We start from the raw sequence: 16,456 nt of genomic DNA on the forward strand, positions 1-16,456 counted from the left end.
TTATTTGGTGTGGCGGGCGGATAAAAAGGCAGGGGCCCGCGGGCCCCTGCCTTTTAAGATGCGATTATGTAGCTTTTATCAGCAGATGTTGATGAGCACGCCGGCCGCGACCGCCGAGCCGATAACACCGGCCACGTTGGGGCCCATGGCGTGCATGAGCAGGAAGTTGGCGGGGTTATACTGCTGGCCGACCTTCTGCGAGACACGGGCGGCCATGGGGACTGCCGACACACCGGCCGAGCCGATGAGGGGGTTGATCTTGCCGCCGGTGACCAGGTACATGAGCTTGCCCAGCAGCACGCCGCAGGCGGTGCCCACGCAGAAAGCGATAAGGCCCAGGGCGATGATCTTTAAGGTCTCGGGGCTTAAGAAGCGGTCGCCGGTGGCGGTGGCGCCGACCGACACACCCAGGAAGATGGTGATGATGTTCATCAGCTCGTTTTGCGCGGTCTTGACCAGACGGTCGACCACGCCGCTCTCGCGCATGAGGTTGCCCAGCATGAGCATGCCGACCAGCGGGGCGGCATCAGGCACCAGGAAGGAGACGATGATGGTGACCATGATGGGGAAGATGACCTTCTCGGTCTTGGAGACCGGGCGCAGAGTATCCATGACCACCATGCGCTCTTTTTTGGTGGTGAGCGCCTTCATGATGGGCGGCTGGATGATGGGGACCAGCGCCATGTAGGAGTAGGCGGCGATGGCGATGGCGCCCAGCAGCTCGGGGGCCAGTTTGCTGGTGACGAAGATGGCGGTGGGGCCGTCAGCGCCGCCGATGATGCCGATGGCACCGGCCTGTTTGGGCGTAAAGCCCAGCAGGGTGGCACCGATGAAGGTGAAGAAGATACCGCCCTGTGCCGCGGCGCCCAAAAGGAAGCTCTTGGGGTTGGCGATGAGGGGGGCAAAGTCGGTCATACAGCCGATACCGAGGAAGATAAGGGGCGGGTAAATGCCCATCTTAACGCCCTGATACAGGTAGTAGATAAGGCTGCCCTCGGCGTGGGAGGACAGGTTGGCGACGGGGATGTTGGCCAGCAGCATGCCAAATGCGATAGGCAAAAGCAGCAGCGGCTCGAAGCCCTTGACGATAGCCAGGTAGAGCAGCACACAGGCGATGGCGATCATCAAGAGATTTTGCCACGGGCAGTTGGCAAAGCCCGAGGACATGATGATACCTTTTACAGTATCGAGAAACTGTTGAAACATGTCACATTTCCTCTCTCTTTAGATAGATTTTAAAAGGGGCGGGTGTTCTCGATGATGCCTGCAGTGCTCCAGGCCGGGCGGCGGCCGGATTTCTGGCGGCGGATGCTCTTGACCTTGAAGGGCTTGCCGCCCATCATCATGGCCACGGCGGCGGAAATGGCGGCGACGACCCCTTCGGGAACGCCGTCGCTTGCGGCCGCCTGCTGTACCGGGGCGGCAGGTTTGGCGGCGGGGGCAGCCGGTTTTTGCGGGGCGGGCGCCGCGTCTTTTTTGGACCCTCCGCCGATACTACCCACGATCTTGCCCAGCAGCCAGATGCACAGGGTGAGGAATATCAGCGCAGCGAACACGACGACCATACCGGTGATCGTTACGAGTAGTGCAAATTCCATCTCTCTATCTCCTTAACCTTGTAATATATGAAAGGGGAAAAGCAGCCCCCATTCCAATCCACCATATTATAGCGCATTTTTTTTGCTTTTACAATGACTCGTGAACAGTTTTTGTACGGGCGATAAAGATTATTTGAACAAACGCGGTGGGTACGGCTTGTGCAATCGGTATGCTTTTTTAGAAAAAAAGGGTCAGGAGTTGGGGGCGAACGGTGGGGGGCGCTGCCGCGGCCGCAAGATGGCGGGCGGCGATGTGGGGGCAGATGTTGGGGAAATGTTGGGGTGGTGTTGGGGTGGTGTTGGGGTGGTGTTGGGGTGGTGTTGGGGTGGTGTAGAGGTGGTGTTGGAAAGCGTTTTTGGGGGGCAGCGGGGCGGCACGGCTTTTCATTTTGAGGGGGGCACCGGGTGCGGCACGGCGGGAGTTTGGGTGGACAGGTACCGGGTGCGGCGGACGGTGGGGCGCACAGAGGGCGGGGGTCTCCCCTGCTCTGGGCCCGATGCATGGCCGGTGGCGGCTATAGAGTGGGGACGTGAGGTGTTTGTGTGAGCCGGGGGCAGTGCCACCGCGTTTTGGGGGATATCGGGCGGCGAGAGACGGGCAAGGAGCGGGGTGCTCCTCCCCTGCCCCGGCCGGCCGATAATGTGGGACCGGCCGGGTTGCCCTGCGGGTAAAAATGTGGTACTGTAAGGAAAAATCGGGTGGGCCGCGGGGCGAGCGGCACCGCTGTATTTTAAAAGAGGTGACTATCGTGACGCGTTTGCTGTATATGTTGGCGGCGACTTCGTCGGGCTCGTCTTCTTCGAGCGCGCTGGAGATACCGGAGGAGATCAAGGACCCGAGCGGGGCGGTGACCGCCGACAGCCTGTTTCGCTTTTTAAAGGAGCACCTGCCGGCTATCTTGACCGCGCTGGCCATCATCGTCGTCGGCTATATCGTGATGAAGGTGGCGCTGTCGTTCTTTGAAAAAGTGCTGCAGCGCTCGAAATTGCAGCCTTCGTTTCACCGCTTTTTCGTCTCGGCCATCAAGCTGGTGTTCTGGCTGCTCATCCTGTTTACGGCCGGCGGCTCGCTGGGCATTGACCTGTCGAGCTTTTTGGCGGTGTTCAGCGTGGCCGGACTGGCGATCTCGCTGGCGGTAAAGGACAGCCTGACCGATGTGGCCGGCGGGCTGCAGATCCTGTTTGCCAAGCCGTTTGCGGTGGGTGACTTTGTGGAGCTGGACGGCATCAGCGGCACGGTGCAGGAGATCGGCATCGTGTATACCAAGCTCTCGACCATCGACAACCGCGGTATCTATCTGCCCAACAGCCAGGTCTCCTCCTCGAAGATCATCAACTGCTCCTCGGAGACCATGCGCATGCTGGATCTGCGCATCCCCATCCGCTACGACGACGACTACCAGCTGGCCAAAGACCTGCTGCACCAGATCGTGTACGCCGATGAAAAGGCCTACAAAGACCCCGCCCCGCTGATACGGGTGGGCGAGTACGGCGACACCAGCCTAAATATTTTGCTGCGGGTATGGGCGGCGCCGGACGACCTGTACCCGCTGAAATACGACCTGCTGGAGCACATCAAGACCGCTTTTGACAGCGCCGGACTGCACCTGGGAAAAGGACAGCTGCAGATCGCGCTGGACGATAGCGCCGGCACCGTGAAAAAGCGGCTGGCCCCTTAGGCGTCAGGCGGGACCGCTGCCTTGTCTGGGGGAACACGAACACTTATAAAAGAGAGCGGACGAGCGCCCAAATAGGGGCACTGTCCGCTCTCTTTTGTTGGGCACTGCTGGGCACTGTTAGGCGAGGTATCTATTTTCGCGGTGGTGTGGCCGGACAGGCGTATGGACGGCGGTGATACCTTGCAGCACGGGGTGCGGCAGGCGATAACTTTTTGGGGGACGGGACCCGGGGGCGAAGCGTGTTCGTTCCTTATATAGATAGATCGCGGCCAGATCAGCGGTAGTGGCCGGCGAGCTGGCCCTGCTGCAGGATATGCCCCTGCATGGCCGCCAGCAGTTGGCGGCGGCGGGTAGTGGGCGGCAGGGAGAGCCGGCAGTCGAGCGCGTACACGGTAAAGTGATAGCGGTGCGACCAGTGAAAAGGCGGTTTGGGCCCGCGGTAGCGATTTTTGCCGTAGGCTACCCCCTGCACTGCGCCGCCCAGGGCGGGCAGCGCGGCGCCGGGCGGGATATTGCCGGGGATGACCAGGGCGGCGGGGAGATCCCAGATGAGCCAGTGGGGGTAGGCGGGGATGGGGTGATCCATATCGCACAGCACGACGGCCAGCGAGACGGCCTGACTGCTGAGGCCGGACAGCTCGAGCTGGGGCGAGCAGTCGGCCCCAAAGCCGGTGTGCAGCAGGGGGATCTGGCCCCCGTTTGCGAAACTGGGCGAGGTGACGGTGAGTGAAGACATAGGCGCTCCTTTTTATAGTACCGGTGTGTAAGGCGGCCTGACGGCGGCCCCATACACAGTGTAACACGGCCGGCAGGCGGGGGCAAACGCCGCGCTCTACAGGGGTGACGGGCTGCACAGCGCCGGCGGTGGAAAAATAGAGAGACTGCCAAAAAGCACCGCAAAACACCGGTGTTTTGGACGGTGTCTGTCTGCGAGGTGCCCAAAATATCCGGCCAATTTTAACCCTTTGCACAAAATCTTCGCCGTTTGCCTTGGGTAAAAAGTCTCTTTTTTGTGGTGTTCGCCAATCTTTTTTATGCAACTATACAGGGGCATTTTTTGGTGCTATACTGAACATGTTTCGAGTACGCACAACAAAGGAGGCCGTTTTTTTATGAACCGTTTAGACTATCACAGCCCTATGGTGCAGCAGGCCGTTGAGACCCCGACCATGCTGCCACCCATTATTGAGGCGAGCTTTTCTGATGAGGCCCTGCGCGCAGCGCTGCCGGCCGATCCCAGCAGCATCAAGCAGGTGATCCTGTCGGGCTGCGGCGACTCGTTTGCCAGCGGCGCCGCCACCTACCCCGCTTTTGCACAGCTGTGCCAGCTGCCGGCGCAGGGCATCTCGGCCCTGTATTGCGGCCGCTACACCACCCCCGCCGAGCTCGACGGGGCGCTGGTGATCTTAAACAGCATCTCGGGCGGTGTTTCGCGGGTGGTGGAGAGCGCCCGCCACGCCAAGGCCCACGGCGCTTTTACCGTGGCGCTGACCGGCGACCCCGAGTCGCCGCTGGGCAAAGAGTGCGACAGCGTTTTGCAGCTCAAGGACATGCCCTACATGCCCGGCACCCCCAAGGTGATCGCCTACACCGCCTCCTGCGTGGGGCAGTTTTACCTGGCGGCCAAGCTGGCCCAGGCCCAGGGCAAGATCGACGATGAGGAGTATCAGGACATCCGCCACGCGCTGTACCGCTACGGCACCAGCGATCTGGCCGAGGTCATCGACGAGATAGACGAGACGGTTTTTGGCTGCATGGACAAGTGGGCCAAATTTGACCGCTATACGATGCTGGGCGACGGCGGCGACTACGGCGCGGCGCTGTTCTCGGGCTTTAAGTACCCCGAGTCAGTGGGCCGCATGGCCAACTGGGACGACACCGAAAACTTTAACCACGTGGGCTACTTCCACCGCGAGCTAGACAAGATCGGCACGGCCATGGCCATCAGCGCCGACTCGCCCACGCTGCAGCGGGCGGTAAAGACCGCCGAGACGCTGTGCCAGCTGGGCCGTATGGTGGTCATCGCCACCGACGCCGACCGGGAGCTGTTCCCCAAAGAGGCGGTGGTCTGCACTATGCCCAAGGCTTCTTACCCGTGGATGGCGGCCGGGTTCTTGCACATCCCGCTGTCGCTGCTGGCCTCGTACCCGCACGCGCTGGAGCCGGATATGCTGGCGCCTTACCGCAAAAAGCAGGGCGTATGGGACAACGCCAACATCAGCCGGCTGCAGGACAGCCACATCGAAGTGCTGTAAGAGGAGGGGAACAAAGTGGCAACTATCACCAGAAACGACTGTGAGCAGAACGCTCTTTCTAAACAGGTAAAGGATTTCGCCGCGCTCGTGCCCGGCTACATAGATGAGATGTACGCGGCAGCGGTGGACGCCGCCGCCAAGATCGCTGAGAAAGACAGCGCTTTGGTGCGCCCCAGCGACGTGTACGTGACCGGCTGCGGCGACTCGTACTGCGCCAGCATGGCCGCCGCCCCGGCGCTGCGGGCACTGCTGCCGGGCTGCACGGTACACCCGGTGCGGGCCAATGATCTGGCCGGTCAGATTCCGTCGTTCATGCTGAAAAAAGGGGTGCTGGCCATGGGTATCAGCGCCTCGGGCACCGCACAGCGGGTGCTCGACGGCATGGTGCGCGCTAAGGGGAGCGGGGTCTTTACCATCGCTCTGACCGGCAATGCCACCACCCCGCTGGGCAAGGCCTGTGACAGTGTAGTGGCGCTGCCCAAACCGGAGGTTGTGTCGCCCACCCCCAGCGTGCTGAGCTATGCGGTATCCTGCCTGGGCATGATCTTTACCGGGGTGGGGCTGGCACTGGCTGCCGGAACCATTACCAAAGAGCAGGCCGAGGGCTATAGAGAGGACGCCAAGGCCTACTGCGTGGCCTGCGGCGACCTGTGCCAGGAGCAGGCCGACGACATTTTTGCCTTGGCGCAGGAGCTGCAGGATTGCGACGGCTTTGACTTTGTGGGCGACGACGCCGACTTTGCCACCGCCTATTTTGGCAGCTGCAAGTTCGCCGAGGGCTTTGGCCCCTTTACGGTATACGACGACTCGGAGAACTGGGAGCACGTCAACTACTTTATCAAGGATACCCACCACATGGCCACCTTTGCCGTTATCAGCAAGTCCTCGCCGTCGCTTTCGCGGCAGCTGGAGCTGCTGCCGGTGGTGGAGCATTTGGAGCGCAAAGGCGTAGTGGTGACCGACCTGCCGGCTGAGAGCATCGCGCAAAAAGGGCTGCACATCATCAGCCTGCCCGAGGCTCCGGTATCCTGGTTGGCGCCGGCGGCCAACTACCTGGCGCTGTCGCTGCTGGCCAGCTACATGACCGTGCTCGACGGCGAGCCGTTCTTCCGCGGTTTTGCCGGCCCCTGGGGCAAATAACAGACCGCAATGCCCGGCGGGGGATGTGTGCAAATGTGCGCATGCGCATATATGCATGTGCTCCCCCGTGCACTGATACTGGAGGGATCGAGATGAAAAATTATGCCGTGACCGGTTCCATCATGCTCAACAACATCAAGTACGCCGACGGCAGCACCAAAGAGGGGCTGCTGGGTGGCGGCGGGCTGTATGCGCTATCGGGCATTCGACTGTGGACCGACCAGTGCCACTTTGTGGGCGATATCGGCGAGGACTTTGAGACGCTGGTGGCCCCCTGGTGGGACGGCAACCACATACCCCGCACCGGGCTGAACCTGTGCCACAGGCACTGCGTGTACAACCAGGTGAACTACGAGCCCGACGGCCGCTTTTTCGAGCACTCTATCTACCCCGAGGGCAGCGCCCACAACATGTACATGGTGACCCACCCCGAGCAGATAGAGCCGGTGGCCGGTGACCTGAAGGGCTTGTCGATGGTGGCCAGCGCCAACCCGGTGGAGTTTCGCAAGATCGGGCGCATGCGGGAGAAGTACGGCTTTAAGGTGATGTTTGAGATCAATACCGGCAACTGTAAGGCCGAGTTTTTAGACGATATTCTGGAGTGCCTGCAGCATGTGGACATCTACTCGGTAAACCTGCCGGAGGCCAAAGATATCTTTTCGCAGGAGACCGAAGAGGGATGTATCGCCGCCATGCAGAAGATCGGCAAGCCCTGCTTTTTTAGAGTGGGCATCAAGGGCAGCTACATGGTGATGCCCGACAAGGCGTGGTTCGTGCCCATTGTGCGCGGCGAGCACGACATAGATCCCACCGGCTGCGGCAACTCGTCGACAGCGGCGGCTTTCTTTGCCATGTGCGAGGGAGAGGACCCGCTGATGTGCGCGATCATAGGCAACGTGACCTCCTGCCTGAACGCGCAGCAGTTTGGCCCCATGCCGGTGATGGATGCGGCGCTGCGCCAAAAGGCCCGCCAGATGGCCGAGGACCTGTACCGGCAGTACAGCGGCCAGTAGTGCTTTGAGCGGGCGGCGAGAGCGGCCTGCAAAAGCGCGGACCGGTAAGTGACCTGGAAATAAAAAGAGAGTGGACCGCTGGGTCTGCTCTCTTTTTTTGCGCAGTGGAGCTGGGGGCGCGCAGATGGGCGGCAGGCGTGATCGCGCGCTGCTTTGCGGGAGCGGCAGCGTGCAGGGGTTAACGACACGACTGTTAGGCGGAGCCAGAATAACGCCGCAGCGGGGCGAGCGCCGTACAGGGCGGATGGGTCCCCTATTTTGCCTTGATAGAGACCATTTGTGTATTTGCATATTTTTTTGTGATATAAAAGCCATAAAGCGTCTATTCGTCAATTGATAGTTTATATATAAATGATTTATAGATACCGTTATTTAACTTCTATATTTATGGTGTTATTTTTACTTTTTGCACAAAGCAGCGTCGAATAGGACCGTTAAAAAGTCTTTTATTTGCTGTATTTAACAATCTTTTTTGTGCAATCACACAAAACACAGCTTTCGTGCTATACTAAAATCATTCGGGACACACATGTGAGACAAAGGAGGTTCTATCTATGAATCGTTTAGACTACCACAGCCCTATGGTGCGGCAGGCCGTTGAGACGCCCACCATGCTGGCGCCCATTATGGAGGCGAGCTTTACGGATGAGGCGCTGCGGGCGGCCCTGCCGGCCGACCCCAGCAGCATTAAGCAGGTGATCTTGTCGGGCTGCGGTGACTCGTTTGCCAGCGGCGTCGCCACCTACCCCGCTTTTGAGCAGCTGTGCCAGCTGCCGGCGCAGGGCATCTCGGCTCTGTACTGCGGCCGCTACACCACCCCCGCCGAATTTGATGGGGCGCTGGTGGTGCTAAACAGCATATCGGGCGGGCCCTCACGAGTGATAGAATCTGCCCGGCACGCCAAGGCCCACGGCGCTTTTACCGTGGCGTTCACCTCGAACCCCGATTCGCCGCTGGCCAGAGAATGCGATAGCATCTTGCAGTTAAAAGAGCTGCCCGACACCACCGGCACGCCCAAGGTGATCGCCTACACCGCCTCTTGCGTGGGACTATTTTACCTGGCGGCCAAGCTGGCCGAGACCCAGAAAAAGATAGACGGCGCCGAGTACCAGGCGGTGCGCGACGCGCTGTACCGCTACGGGACCAGCGACTTTGCCGCGGTGGCCGATGCGATCGACGAGACGGTTTTCGGCTACATGGAGACCTGGTCTAAATTTGACCGCTACGCGATGTTGGGCGACGGCGGCGACTACGGTGCGGCGCTGTTTGCGGGCTTTAAATTCCCCGAGTCGGTGGGGCGCATGGCCCACTGGGACGACACCGAAAACTTTAACCACGTGGGCTACTTTCACCGCGAACTGGACAAGATCGGCACCGCGATGGCGGTGAGCGCCGACTCGCCCACGCTGCAGCAGGCCATAAGGACCGCCCGCGTGCTGTGTGAGATGGGGCGCATACCGGTCATAGCCACCGACGCCGAGCGGGAACTGTTTCCCCCGGAAGCGGTAGTCTGCACTATGCCCCGCGCCCCTTATCCGTGGATGGCGGCCGGTTTTTTGCACATTCCGCTGACGCTGCTGGCCTCGTACCCACACGCGCTGGAGCCGGATATGCTGGCGCCTTACCGCAACAAACAACACCCGTGGGACAACGGTGACCGGCTGCGCAAGAGCCACATCGAAGTACTGTAAGAGGAGGGGAACAAAGTGGCAACTATCACCAGAAATGACTGTGAGCAGAACGCTCTTTCTAAACAGGTAAAAGATTTTGCCGTGCTCGTGCCCGGCTACATAGATGAGATATATGCCCGGGCGGTCAAGGTCGCTGCCGACATGGCGGCCCAGGACGCCGCGCTGGTGCGGCCGGAGGCGGTGTATGTGACCGGCTGCGGCGACTCGTACGGCGCCAGTATGGCCGCCGCCCCGGCGCTGCGGGCACTGCTGCCGGGCTGCACGGTGCACCCGGTACGGGCCAGTGACCTGGCCGGGCATGTAGCCGCCTTTCGGCTGAAAAGAGGGGTGTTGGCCATGGGCATCAGCGTTTCGGGCACCACCCAGCGGGTGCTGGACGGTATGGCGCGCGCCAAGAGCTGCGGCGCTTTTACCATCGGCCTGACCGGCGGTACCGACAGCCCGCTGAGCAGGGACTGCGACCGTGCCGTGGCGCTGCCCCAGCCAGAAGTGAGCGCCGAGCCGGGCGCGCCCGCCCCCAGCGTGTTGAGCTACGCGATATCCTGCCTGGGCGTGATCTTTACCGGGGTGGGGCTGGCACTGGCCGCCGGGACCATTACCCAAGAACAGGCTGAGGGCTATAGAGAGGACGCCAAGGCCTACTGCGCGGCCTGCGGCGAGCGCTGCCAGGAGCAGGCCGACGACCTGTTTGTGCTGGCGCAGGAACTGATGGGGTGCGACGGCTTTGACTTTGTGGGCGACGACGCCGACTTTGCCACCGCCTACTTTGGCAGCTGCAAATTTGCCGAGGGCTTTGGCGCTTTTACGGTGTACGATGACTCGGAGAACTGGGAGCACGTGAACCACTTTATCAAAGACACCCGGCACATGGCCACCTTCTCGGTCATCAGCAAGAGTTCGCCGTCTCTATCGCGGCAGCTGGAACAGCTGCCGGTGGTGGCGTACCTTGGGCGCAAAGGCGTAGTGGTGACTGACCTGCCGGCCGAGCGCATCGAGCCCCAGGAGCTGCATGTCATCAGCCTGCCCGAGGCTCCGGTATCCTGGTTGGCGCCGGCGGCCAACTACTTGGCGCTGTCGCTGCTGGCCAGCTACATGACCGTGCTGAGCGGCGAGCAGTTCTTTCGCGGTTTTGCCCGGCCCTGGAACAAGTGAGCTGGCGATGGACCGCTGACGGACAGTTGGGCGTGAGGAGGTAACAGCGAGATGAAAAAATATGCGGTGACCGGGGCGATCATCCTCAATGACATTCGCTACACCGACGGCAGCACCAAAGAGGGGCTGCTGGGCGGCGGCGGGCTGTATGCGCTATCGGGCATTCGGCTGTGGACCGACGACTGCTTGATGGTGGGCAACATCGGTGAGGATTTTGAGACGCTGATCGCTCCCTGGTGGGATGGCAACCACATACCCCGCACCGGGCTGAACCTGTGCCACAAGCACTGTGGCTACAACCAGGTGAACTATGAGCCCGACGGGCGCTTTAACGAGCACTCGATCTACCCGGAGGGGGACAGCCATAGCATGTACCTGGTGAGCCACCCCGAGCAGATAGAGCCGCTGGCCGGCGACCTGAAAGGCCTGTCGATGGTGGCCAACGCCAACCCGGTGGAGTTTCGCAAGATCGGGCGCATGCGGGAGAAGTACGGCTTTAAAGTGATGCTGGAGGTGAACTCCCACCACTGCAAGGCCGAGGACTACGAAAACGTGATGGCCTGTTTAGAGTATGTGGATATTTTTTCGGTGAACCTGCCGGAAGCCAAGGACCTGTTTTCACTGGACACGGAGGAGGCGTGCATCGCCGCCATACAGCGTACCGGCAAGCCCTGCTTTTTTAGGGTGGGCACCAAGGGCAGCTACATGGTGATGCCCGACAAGGCGTGGTTCGTGCCCATTGTGCGCGGGAAACACGACATAGACCCTACCGGTTGCGGCAACTCGTCGACAGCGGCGGCTTTTTATGCCATGTGCGAGGGAGAGGACCCGCTGATGTGCGCGATCATGGGCAACGTGACCTCTTGCCTGAACGCGCAGCAGTTTGGCCCCATGCCGGTGATGGATGCGGCGCTGCGCCAAAAAGCCCGCCGCATGGCCGAGGATCTGTACCGGCAGTACAGCGGCCAGTGAGTGCTTTGAGCCGGTACCAGACCGGCGAGCGGTGGTGCGAGATTACTCCCGCCGCCACTGCCACTGCGCATTAACTTTTAAAGAGAGAGCAGGCCGATCGGTCTGCTCTTTCTTTTTTAAAGCGGTGTGGCAGTGTAGGCGCATCGCAGGGGACGGACCACCAGGTGGGCGGACACGGCGGTACCGCGGTAGCAGGTGGTCACGGGGCGGGTACCGTAGAGAAAAACCAAATTTTTGATACAGGGCCAGACCGCGCCCGTTGCGGGCATCGACTTCCAGCTCGAGCTGCGTATAGCCCATGCTGCGGGCGGCAGACAGCAGCGCATCGCGCATGATACTGTCCAGGCCGAGGCCCCAGCAGCGCTGCTGGACAGAGATACCAAATACCGCCCAATGGCGATATTTTGCCGTAGGGAGGCTGGGGCCACCCCACCGGCAGTCACCAGCTGGTCGTCGACAAAGGCGGCCAGCCCGACCTGGCGGGGATGGCACAGCAGTGCGGCCAGATGACTGGCGTGCTGCGCGGGAGCAACGCCTATCTCGTCTGGGGGGCCATAAAATCAGTTTGGGCGCTGGCACAGCGCTGGTGGGCCGCACAGCGGCAGCGTCTTGCGCTTGCGGAGCGGGTGGCGCAACAGGGCAAGCCCCACATTTTTAAGGGACACCGGCAGCGATAAAATAGTCGTACCGGGAGCTCTTTCCTGATAGAGCGGCTGAAAAGGCCTCGCAAAATATACAATTTGTATATTTTTGGAACAAAATACAAATTTTGTCAGTCTCCGAAGGATGCTGCCGGAAAAAAGAGAACCGCCGTACTTTTGACCGCATAGACGGCATGTCGGCTGGGCCTGGCAGTACCGAACAACCGGGCAGTGGGGGGCGGCGGCTCTCCCCTTCTCTTTCTCTGTGCGGCGGGGCGGTATGCGCGGACAGGTGCCCTGCCCGACGGCATTTGGGTACGGGGTGGTAGAGAGGGGACGGCTAAGTGGATTGCTGAAAAAGACGACGGCCCGGACCGGAGCGGTGCTGGTTGACGGCTGCTTTTGGGGGGCGATCGCAGAAAATGCAGGAAAATGACGGGGCAGCTGGCGATAGGGCGGTAAGCCCCTGGGGCGGGTGGTGAGCCTTGGGGTGCCGGGCGGCCCCCATGCGAGAGCGTAGTTTGGGGGAGATGCTTGGGGAAACAGAGAGACTGCCGGAGATGGTGAGTTGCAAATGGAGAGCCTGTGGCAGCACCGTACCGTGATCTGGCTTTGAGGGATGGGGATGGTCTCTCCTTTTGTATTGATATTGATATTGGTATCGGTGTCTATACCAGTGCCGATATTGGTGCAGGACGGATCGAGTGAGCGGGGCGGGACGGTGCAGGGATTGGCACTGCGGGCAGTTGGCTTTTATAGGGGAGGTGGAGCTATATTGGTGGTGTATGGGGGCGGTATACTACACTTGGGGCTGGTTGGCGCGGGGTGCTTGCGGGCGCAAATATGGAGTGGTGGTGCGCCGCTATCTGGCTTTGAGGGATGGGGATGGTCTCCCCTTTTGTATTGGAGGTGGCGCCCGTACTGGTGTAGACATCAGCGCGGGGCGGGGTTAGCGAGTAGGACGGTACAGGGGCGGCAATGCGGACAACTGGCTTTTGTGTGGCTATTGGTGGTGTATAGGGGCGGCATACTGCACTTGGGGCTGGCTGGCGCGGGATGGTTGTGGGGGCAAATATAGAGGGGTGGTGCTGCGCCGCGATCTGGCTTTGAGGGATGGGGATGGTCTCCCCTATTGTATTGGGAGCGGTGCCCGTACTGGTGTCGGCACCGGTGTGGGGCGGGGCGAGCGGGGCGGGGCAGGTGATGGAGATGCGGACAACTGGCTTTTATGTAGTTATTGGTGGTGTATGGGGGCGGCATACTGCACTTGGGGCTGGCTGGCGTGGGGTGCTTGCGGGCGCAAATATGGAGTGGTGGTGCGCCGCCATCCGGCTTTGAGGGATGGGGTCGGTCTCCCCTCTTGTATTGGGGGCGGTGCCTGTACTGGTGTCGGCACCAGTACAGAACAGGGCCAGCGAGCAGGCCGGTACAGGGGTGGCGATGCGGGCAATTGGCTTTTATAGGGGGAGATGTAGCTATATTGGTGGTGTATGGGGGCGGTATACTGCACTTGGGGCTGGCTGGCGCGGGATGGTTGTGGGGGCAAATATAGAGGGGTGGTGATACGCCGCCATCTGGCTTTGAGGGATGGGGACGGTTTCCCCTCTTGTATTGGAGGCGGTGCCCGTACTGGTGTCGGCACCGGTGTGGGGCGGGGCGAGCGAGCAGGCCGGTACAGGGGTGGCGATGCGGGCAGTTGGCTTTTATAGGTAGAGGTGGGGCTATATTGGTGGTGTATGGGGGCGGTATACTGCACTTGGGGCTGGTTGGTGCGGGATATTTGTGGGGGCAAATATAGAGGGGTGGTGCTGCGCCGCCATCTGGCTTTGAGAGATGGGGATGGTCTCTCCTCTTGTATTGGGGGTGGTGCCCGTACCGGTGTCGGCACCGGTGTGGGGCGGGGCGCTGCGGGCAGATGACTTTTACAGGTGGGGATGTAGCTATATTGATGGTGTATGGGGAACGTACTACGCCCGGAGCTGGCGCGTGATGGTTGCGGGCACAAAAAAAGCAGAGCGGCGGGCCGGATGAACCGCTGCTCTGCTTTTATTGGGGGTGCATGGCCGGTACTACTGCTGGGCGTTGGCCGGGTTTTCCTGCGTGGCTTTTTGTTTGGCCTGGTTGATCTTGTCGGCCTTGGCGGCGGGAGTGGGATACCAGCCGCGCTTTTGCATCTCCTCGAACACTTCCATTTGGATCTGGTGTTCATCTTGTAGCAGGCTCATCATCACGCTCTTTATCTCTTTGCCGGCACATTCGCAGGCAAAGGTATTATACTGGGCGGTGATGTGCTTTTGCGAGGAGAGCATATCGGTGAGTATGGCTTGATCGTCTATGGTATTCATTCTAGATGCCTCCTTTTTACTGCAGCTGATTGAGCAGCTTGTCGTAGTGGTTTTGGTGTTTGGCGGCTATCTGCTCACATTTTTGCTTGATCTGGGCGTCTTGGCAGATAGAGGCATACATCTGGTATTTTTGGATGAGGATGCGCTCTTCGGTGAGGCAGTCCTCAATGCCGGAGAGCTCTTTTTCGGTTATGGTGTTCACGGTGGTTTTCCCCCTTTTTTAAACGTTGCCTTAGTAGTGTACACCGCACCGCAGCGGGATATTCAAAAAAAGCTGTCGGCTGCGGGCCGGGTATCGGCATATTTTACGGCGGCGGGTTTTTGTGTTATACTTTTTACGAAAACCGCAGGAAAACCACTGTTTCTACGATGGGAGAACACCGCATGAATGAGATCGTCGATGCATTTTTAAAGCAATACGCCCCCGACCCGGACGGCCAGCAGTTGGGGCGGCAGATAAAAAGGCGGCACCAGCTGATGCGGGGCTGCTACCTGCTGATGCTGCTGGTGGGCGTGCTGCTGGTGAGCCGTTTTGGCTTTTGGGGCATTATTGCCGGGGTGCTGCTGTTGGCGGCCGGGGCGGTGCTGCTGCGGCTGGAGCAGGACCGCTCGATGGCGCTGCTGCAGGACTGCCTGTTACAGCAGTGCGACCCGGCCATGGCGGCCACTGCCTTTATTACCTGCCAAAAGGCATTTTGGAAAGGGGCGCACACCGCCGGGTGTATCGATCTGGCCCGCAACCTGCACCTGATGGGGGCTCGCGAGCTGGCAGAGCAGGTGTTGGAACTGGTGCAAAATGGCCCCTTCTCGTCGCAGAACTACCTGAATTTTTGTACGGTACAGGCCCATATCGCCACCGATGACGGCGACGCCGACACGGTGCGGGCGGTGCTGGATACCCTAAACCGCTGGAAGAGCGAGAGGGATAAAAAGGTAGATGCCCAGAAAAAGGAGCAGATCCACCGGCTGCGGCGGACCCTGACTTTTTTAAAGGGCAAATATGACACCTACATTGCCCAGATGCGCGGCCAAAAGCAGCGCACCCCATACGGGCAGGTGTGCGCCGGCTATTATGTGGGGCGGGCCTACCTGGAGATGGGTGACCTGACGGCGGCCGGTGAGCAGTTCGCCTGTGTAACGGAGCTGGGCGGCAAGATGGAACTGGCGCTGATTTGCCAAAAGCTGCTGCAAGAGGCCCGGCGGCAGGACGAGAGCGGCGAGTCGGCCGACGGGCGGGAACAGTAGCGATGGACGGCGGATTTGCCCTGCGGCCGACCCGGCCCAGAGACTGGCGCCAGACCGAAGTGGTAGTGCGGGAGGCGTTTTGGAACACCTACCAGCCGGGGTGCTGCGAGCACCTGCTGCTACACCGGTTGCGACAGAGCAGCGCGTACCTGCCGGCGCTGGACCTGGTAGCTGTCGACAGGGACGGGCAGATCGTGGGGCACATCGCCTACACCCGCTCGCAGATAGCCGGGGCGCACGGCAGCACTGCTGTGGCGACATTCGGCCCCATCAGCGTGCTGCCTGGCTGGCAGCGGCAAGGTGTGGGGCGGGCACTGATCCGGCGCACCGAGGCGCTGGCGGCAGGGATGGGCTACCGCGGCATCGTTATTACCGGTGATGATGCGATCTACAGCCGGTTGGGGTACCAGGTGTCGAAGGTGTTTGGTATAGCGATGGCCGACGGGCGCTACCACGCGGCGCTGCTGGCCAGGGAGCTGGTGCCGGGCGGGCTGAGCGGGGCACGGGGGCGCTTAATACAGGCACCGGTTTTTGACCAGCCCATCGAGCCGCGGCAGCTGCAAGATTTTGACGCCGCTTTTGCCCCTAAAAAGAAGGCGGTGACCCCCACCCAGCAGCGGTATCAGCAAAATCCATCCCGCTACCTGCCGGACGATTGATCGGCTGGAGTGCGATCGCCTGCCCCAACCGGCCCGGGGTGGGCGCTCGCTTTTTTTCGTATAGCT

At 60.7% G+C, this 16,456-nt stretch carries 15 protein-coding genes; 9 read left to right on the top strand and 6 right to left on the bottom strand.

Going from position 1 to position 16,456, the window contains the following annotated elements:
• Positions 1–78: 78 nt before the first annotated feature.
• Positions 79–1,206: a sodium ion-translocating decarboxylase subunit beta gene (locus H8K20_RS08515; RefSeq protein ID WP_186488094.1), complete on the bottom strand. Its 1,128-nt coding sequence runs from the start codon at positions 1,204–1,206 to the stop codon at positions 79–81.
• 29 nt (positions 1,207–1,235) lie between these two features.
• Positions 1,236–1,598 (bottom strand): OadG family protein, encoded by a 363-nt coding sequence (locus tag H8K20_RS08520; protein ID WP_186488095.1) that lies wholly within the window; start codon positions 1,596–1,598, stop codon positions 1,236–1,238.
• A gap of 749 nt (positions 1,599–2,347) precedes the next feature.
• On the opposite strand from H8K20_RS08520, the gene H8K20_RS08525 reads away from it, so the two are divergent.
• On the top strand, positions 2,348–3,277 hold the full coding sequence (locus H8K20_RS08525) for a mechanosensitive ion channel family protein (RefSeq protein WP_164998190.1): 930 nt from the start codon (positions 2,348–2,350) through the stop codon (positions 3,275–3,277).
• A gap of 274 nt (positions 3,278–3,551) precedes the next feature.
• Here H8K20_RS08525 and H8K20_RS08530 read toward each other — a convergent pair whose 3' ends face one another.
• Positions 3,552–4,013 carry a YbhB/YbcL family Raf kinase inhibitor-like protein gene (locus H8K20_RS08530; RefSeq protein ID WP_186488096.1) on the bottom strand — a complete coding sequence of 154 codons (462 nt, stop codon included), beginning with the start codon at positions 4,011–4,013 and terminating at the stop codon, positions 3,552–3,554.
• A 376-nt stretch (positions 4,014–4,389) separates the two neighbouring features.
• On the opposite strand from H8K20_RS08530, the gene H8K20_RS08535 reads away from it, so the two are divergent.
• The 6 genes from H8K20_RS08535 to H8K20_RS08560 all read left to right on the top strand — a co-directional run bounded on the left by H8K20_RS08535 (position 4,390) and on the right by H8K20_RS08560 (position 11,500).
• Positions 4,390–5,532: an SIS domain-containing protein gene (locus H8K20_RS08535; protein ID WP_178089871.1), complete on the top strand. Its 1,143-nt coding sequence runs from the start codon at positions 4,390–4,392 to the stop codon at positions 5,530–5,532.
• Positions 5,533–5,547: 15 nt separating this feature from the next.
• Positions 5,548–6,672, top strand: a complete 1,125-nt coding sequence (locus H8K20_RS08540; protein ID WP_186488097.1) for an SIS domain-containing protein — start codon at positions 5,548–5,550, stop codon at positions 6,670–6,672.
• A 92-nt stretch (positions 6,673–6,764) separates the two neighbouring features.
• Positions 6,765–7,685 carry a carbohydrate kinase family protein gene (locus H8K20_RS08545; RefSeq protein ID WP_186488098.1) on the top strand — a complete coding sequence of 307 codons (921 nt, stop codon included), beginning with the start codon at positions 6,765–6,767 and terminating at the stop codon, positions 7,683–7,685.
• A gap of 554 nt (positions 7,686–8,239) precedes the next feature.
• Positions 8,240–9,376, top strand: coding sequence for an SIS domain-containing protein (locus H8K20_RS08550; RefSeq protein WP_186488099.1), 1,137 nt, complete (start codon positions 8,240–8,242; stop codon positions 9,374–9,376).
• Between the two features lie 15 nt (positions 9,377–9,391).
• Positions 9,392–10,528 (top strand): SIS domain-containing protein, encoded by a 1,137-nt coding sequence (locus H8K20_RS08555; RefSeq protein ID WP_186488100.1) that lies wholly within the window; start codon positions 9,392–9,394, stop codon positions 10,526–10,528.
• Positions 10,529–10,579: 51 nt separating this feature from the next.
• Entirely contained in the window at positions 10,580–11,500 is a 921-nt protein-coding gene (locus H8K20_RS08560) for a carbohydrate kinase family protein (protein WP_186488101.1), read from the top strand.
• Between the two features lie 42 nt (positions 11,501–11,542).
• Here the strand turns inward: H8K20_RS08560 and H8K20_RS14315 are convergent, their stop codons facing one another.
• From H8K20_RS14315 to H8K20_RS08575, 3 genes are all read right to left on the bottom strand, one after another.
• Positions 11,543–12,097 (bottom strand): GNAT family N-acetyltransferase, encoded by a 555-nt coding sequence (locus H8K20_RS14315; protein WP_186488102.1) that lies wholly within the window; start codon positions 12,095–12,097, stop codon positions 11,543–11,545.
• A gap of 2,113 nt (positions 12,098–14,210) precedes the next feature.
• On the bottom strand, positions 14,211–14,486 hold the full coding sequence (locus H8K20_RS08570) for a spore coat protein (RefSeq protein ID WP_186488103.1): 276 nt from the start codon (positions 14,484–14,486) through the stop codon (positions 14,211–14,213).
• A 16-nt stretch (positions 14,487–14,502) separates the two neighbouring features.
• Positions 14,503–14,688: a spore coat protein gene (locus tag H8K20_RS08575; protein WP_105204881.1), complete on the bottom strand. Its 186-nt coding sequence runs from the start codon at positions 14,686–14,688 to the stop codon at positions 14,503–14,505.
• A 182-nt stretch (positions 14,689–14,870) separates the two neighbouring features.
• Here H8K20_RS08575 and H8K20_RS08580 point away from each other — a divergent pair, with 182 nt between their 5' ends.
• Together H8K20_RS08580 and H8K20_RS08585 are read left to right on the top strand one after the other, a co-directional pair.
• Positions 14,871–15,731 carry a hypothetical protein gene (locus H8K20_RS08580; protein WP_186488104.1) on the top strand — a complete coding sequence of 287 codons (861 nt, stop codon included), beginning with the start codon at positions 14,871–14,873 and terminating at the stop codon, positions 15,729–15,731.
• Positions 15,732–15,733: 2 nt separating this feature from the next.
• Positions 15,734–16,390 (top strand): GNAT family N-acetyltransferase, encoded by a 657-nt coding sequence (locus H8K20_RS08585; RefSeq protein WP_186488105.1) that lies wholly within the window; start codon positions 15,734–15,736, stop codon positions 16,388–16,390.
• The last annotated feature ends 66 nt before the right edge of the window (positions 16,391–16,456 follow it).

Origin of the sequence: Neobittarella massiliensis (ex Bilen et al. 2018) (assembly GCF_014269355.1) — a bacterium.
GTDB lineage: Bacteria > Bacillota > Clostridia > Oscillospirales > Ruminococcaceae > Neobittarella > Neobittarella massiliensis.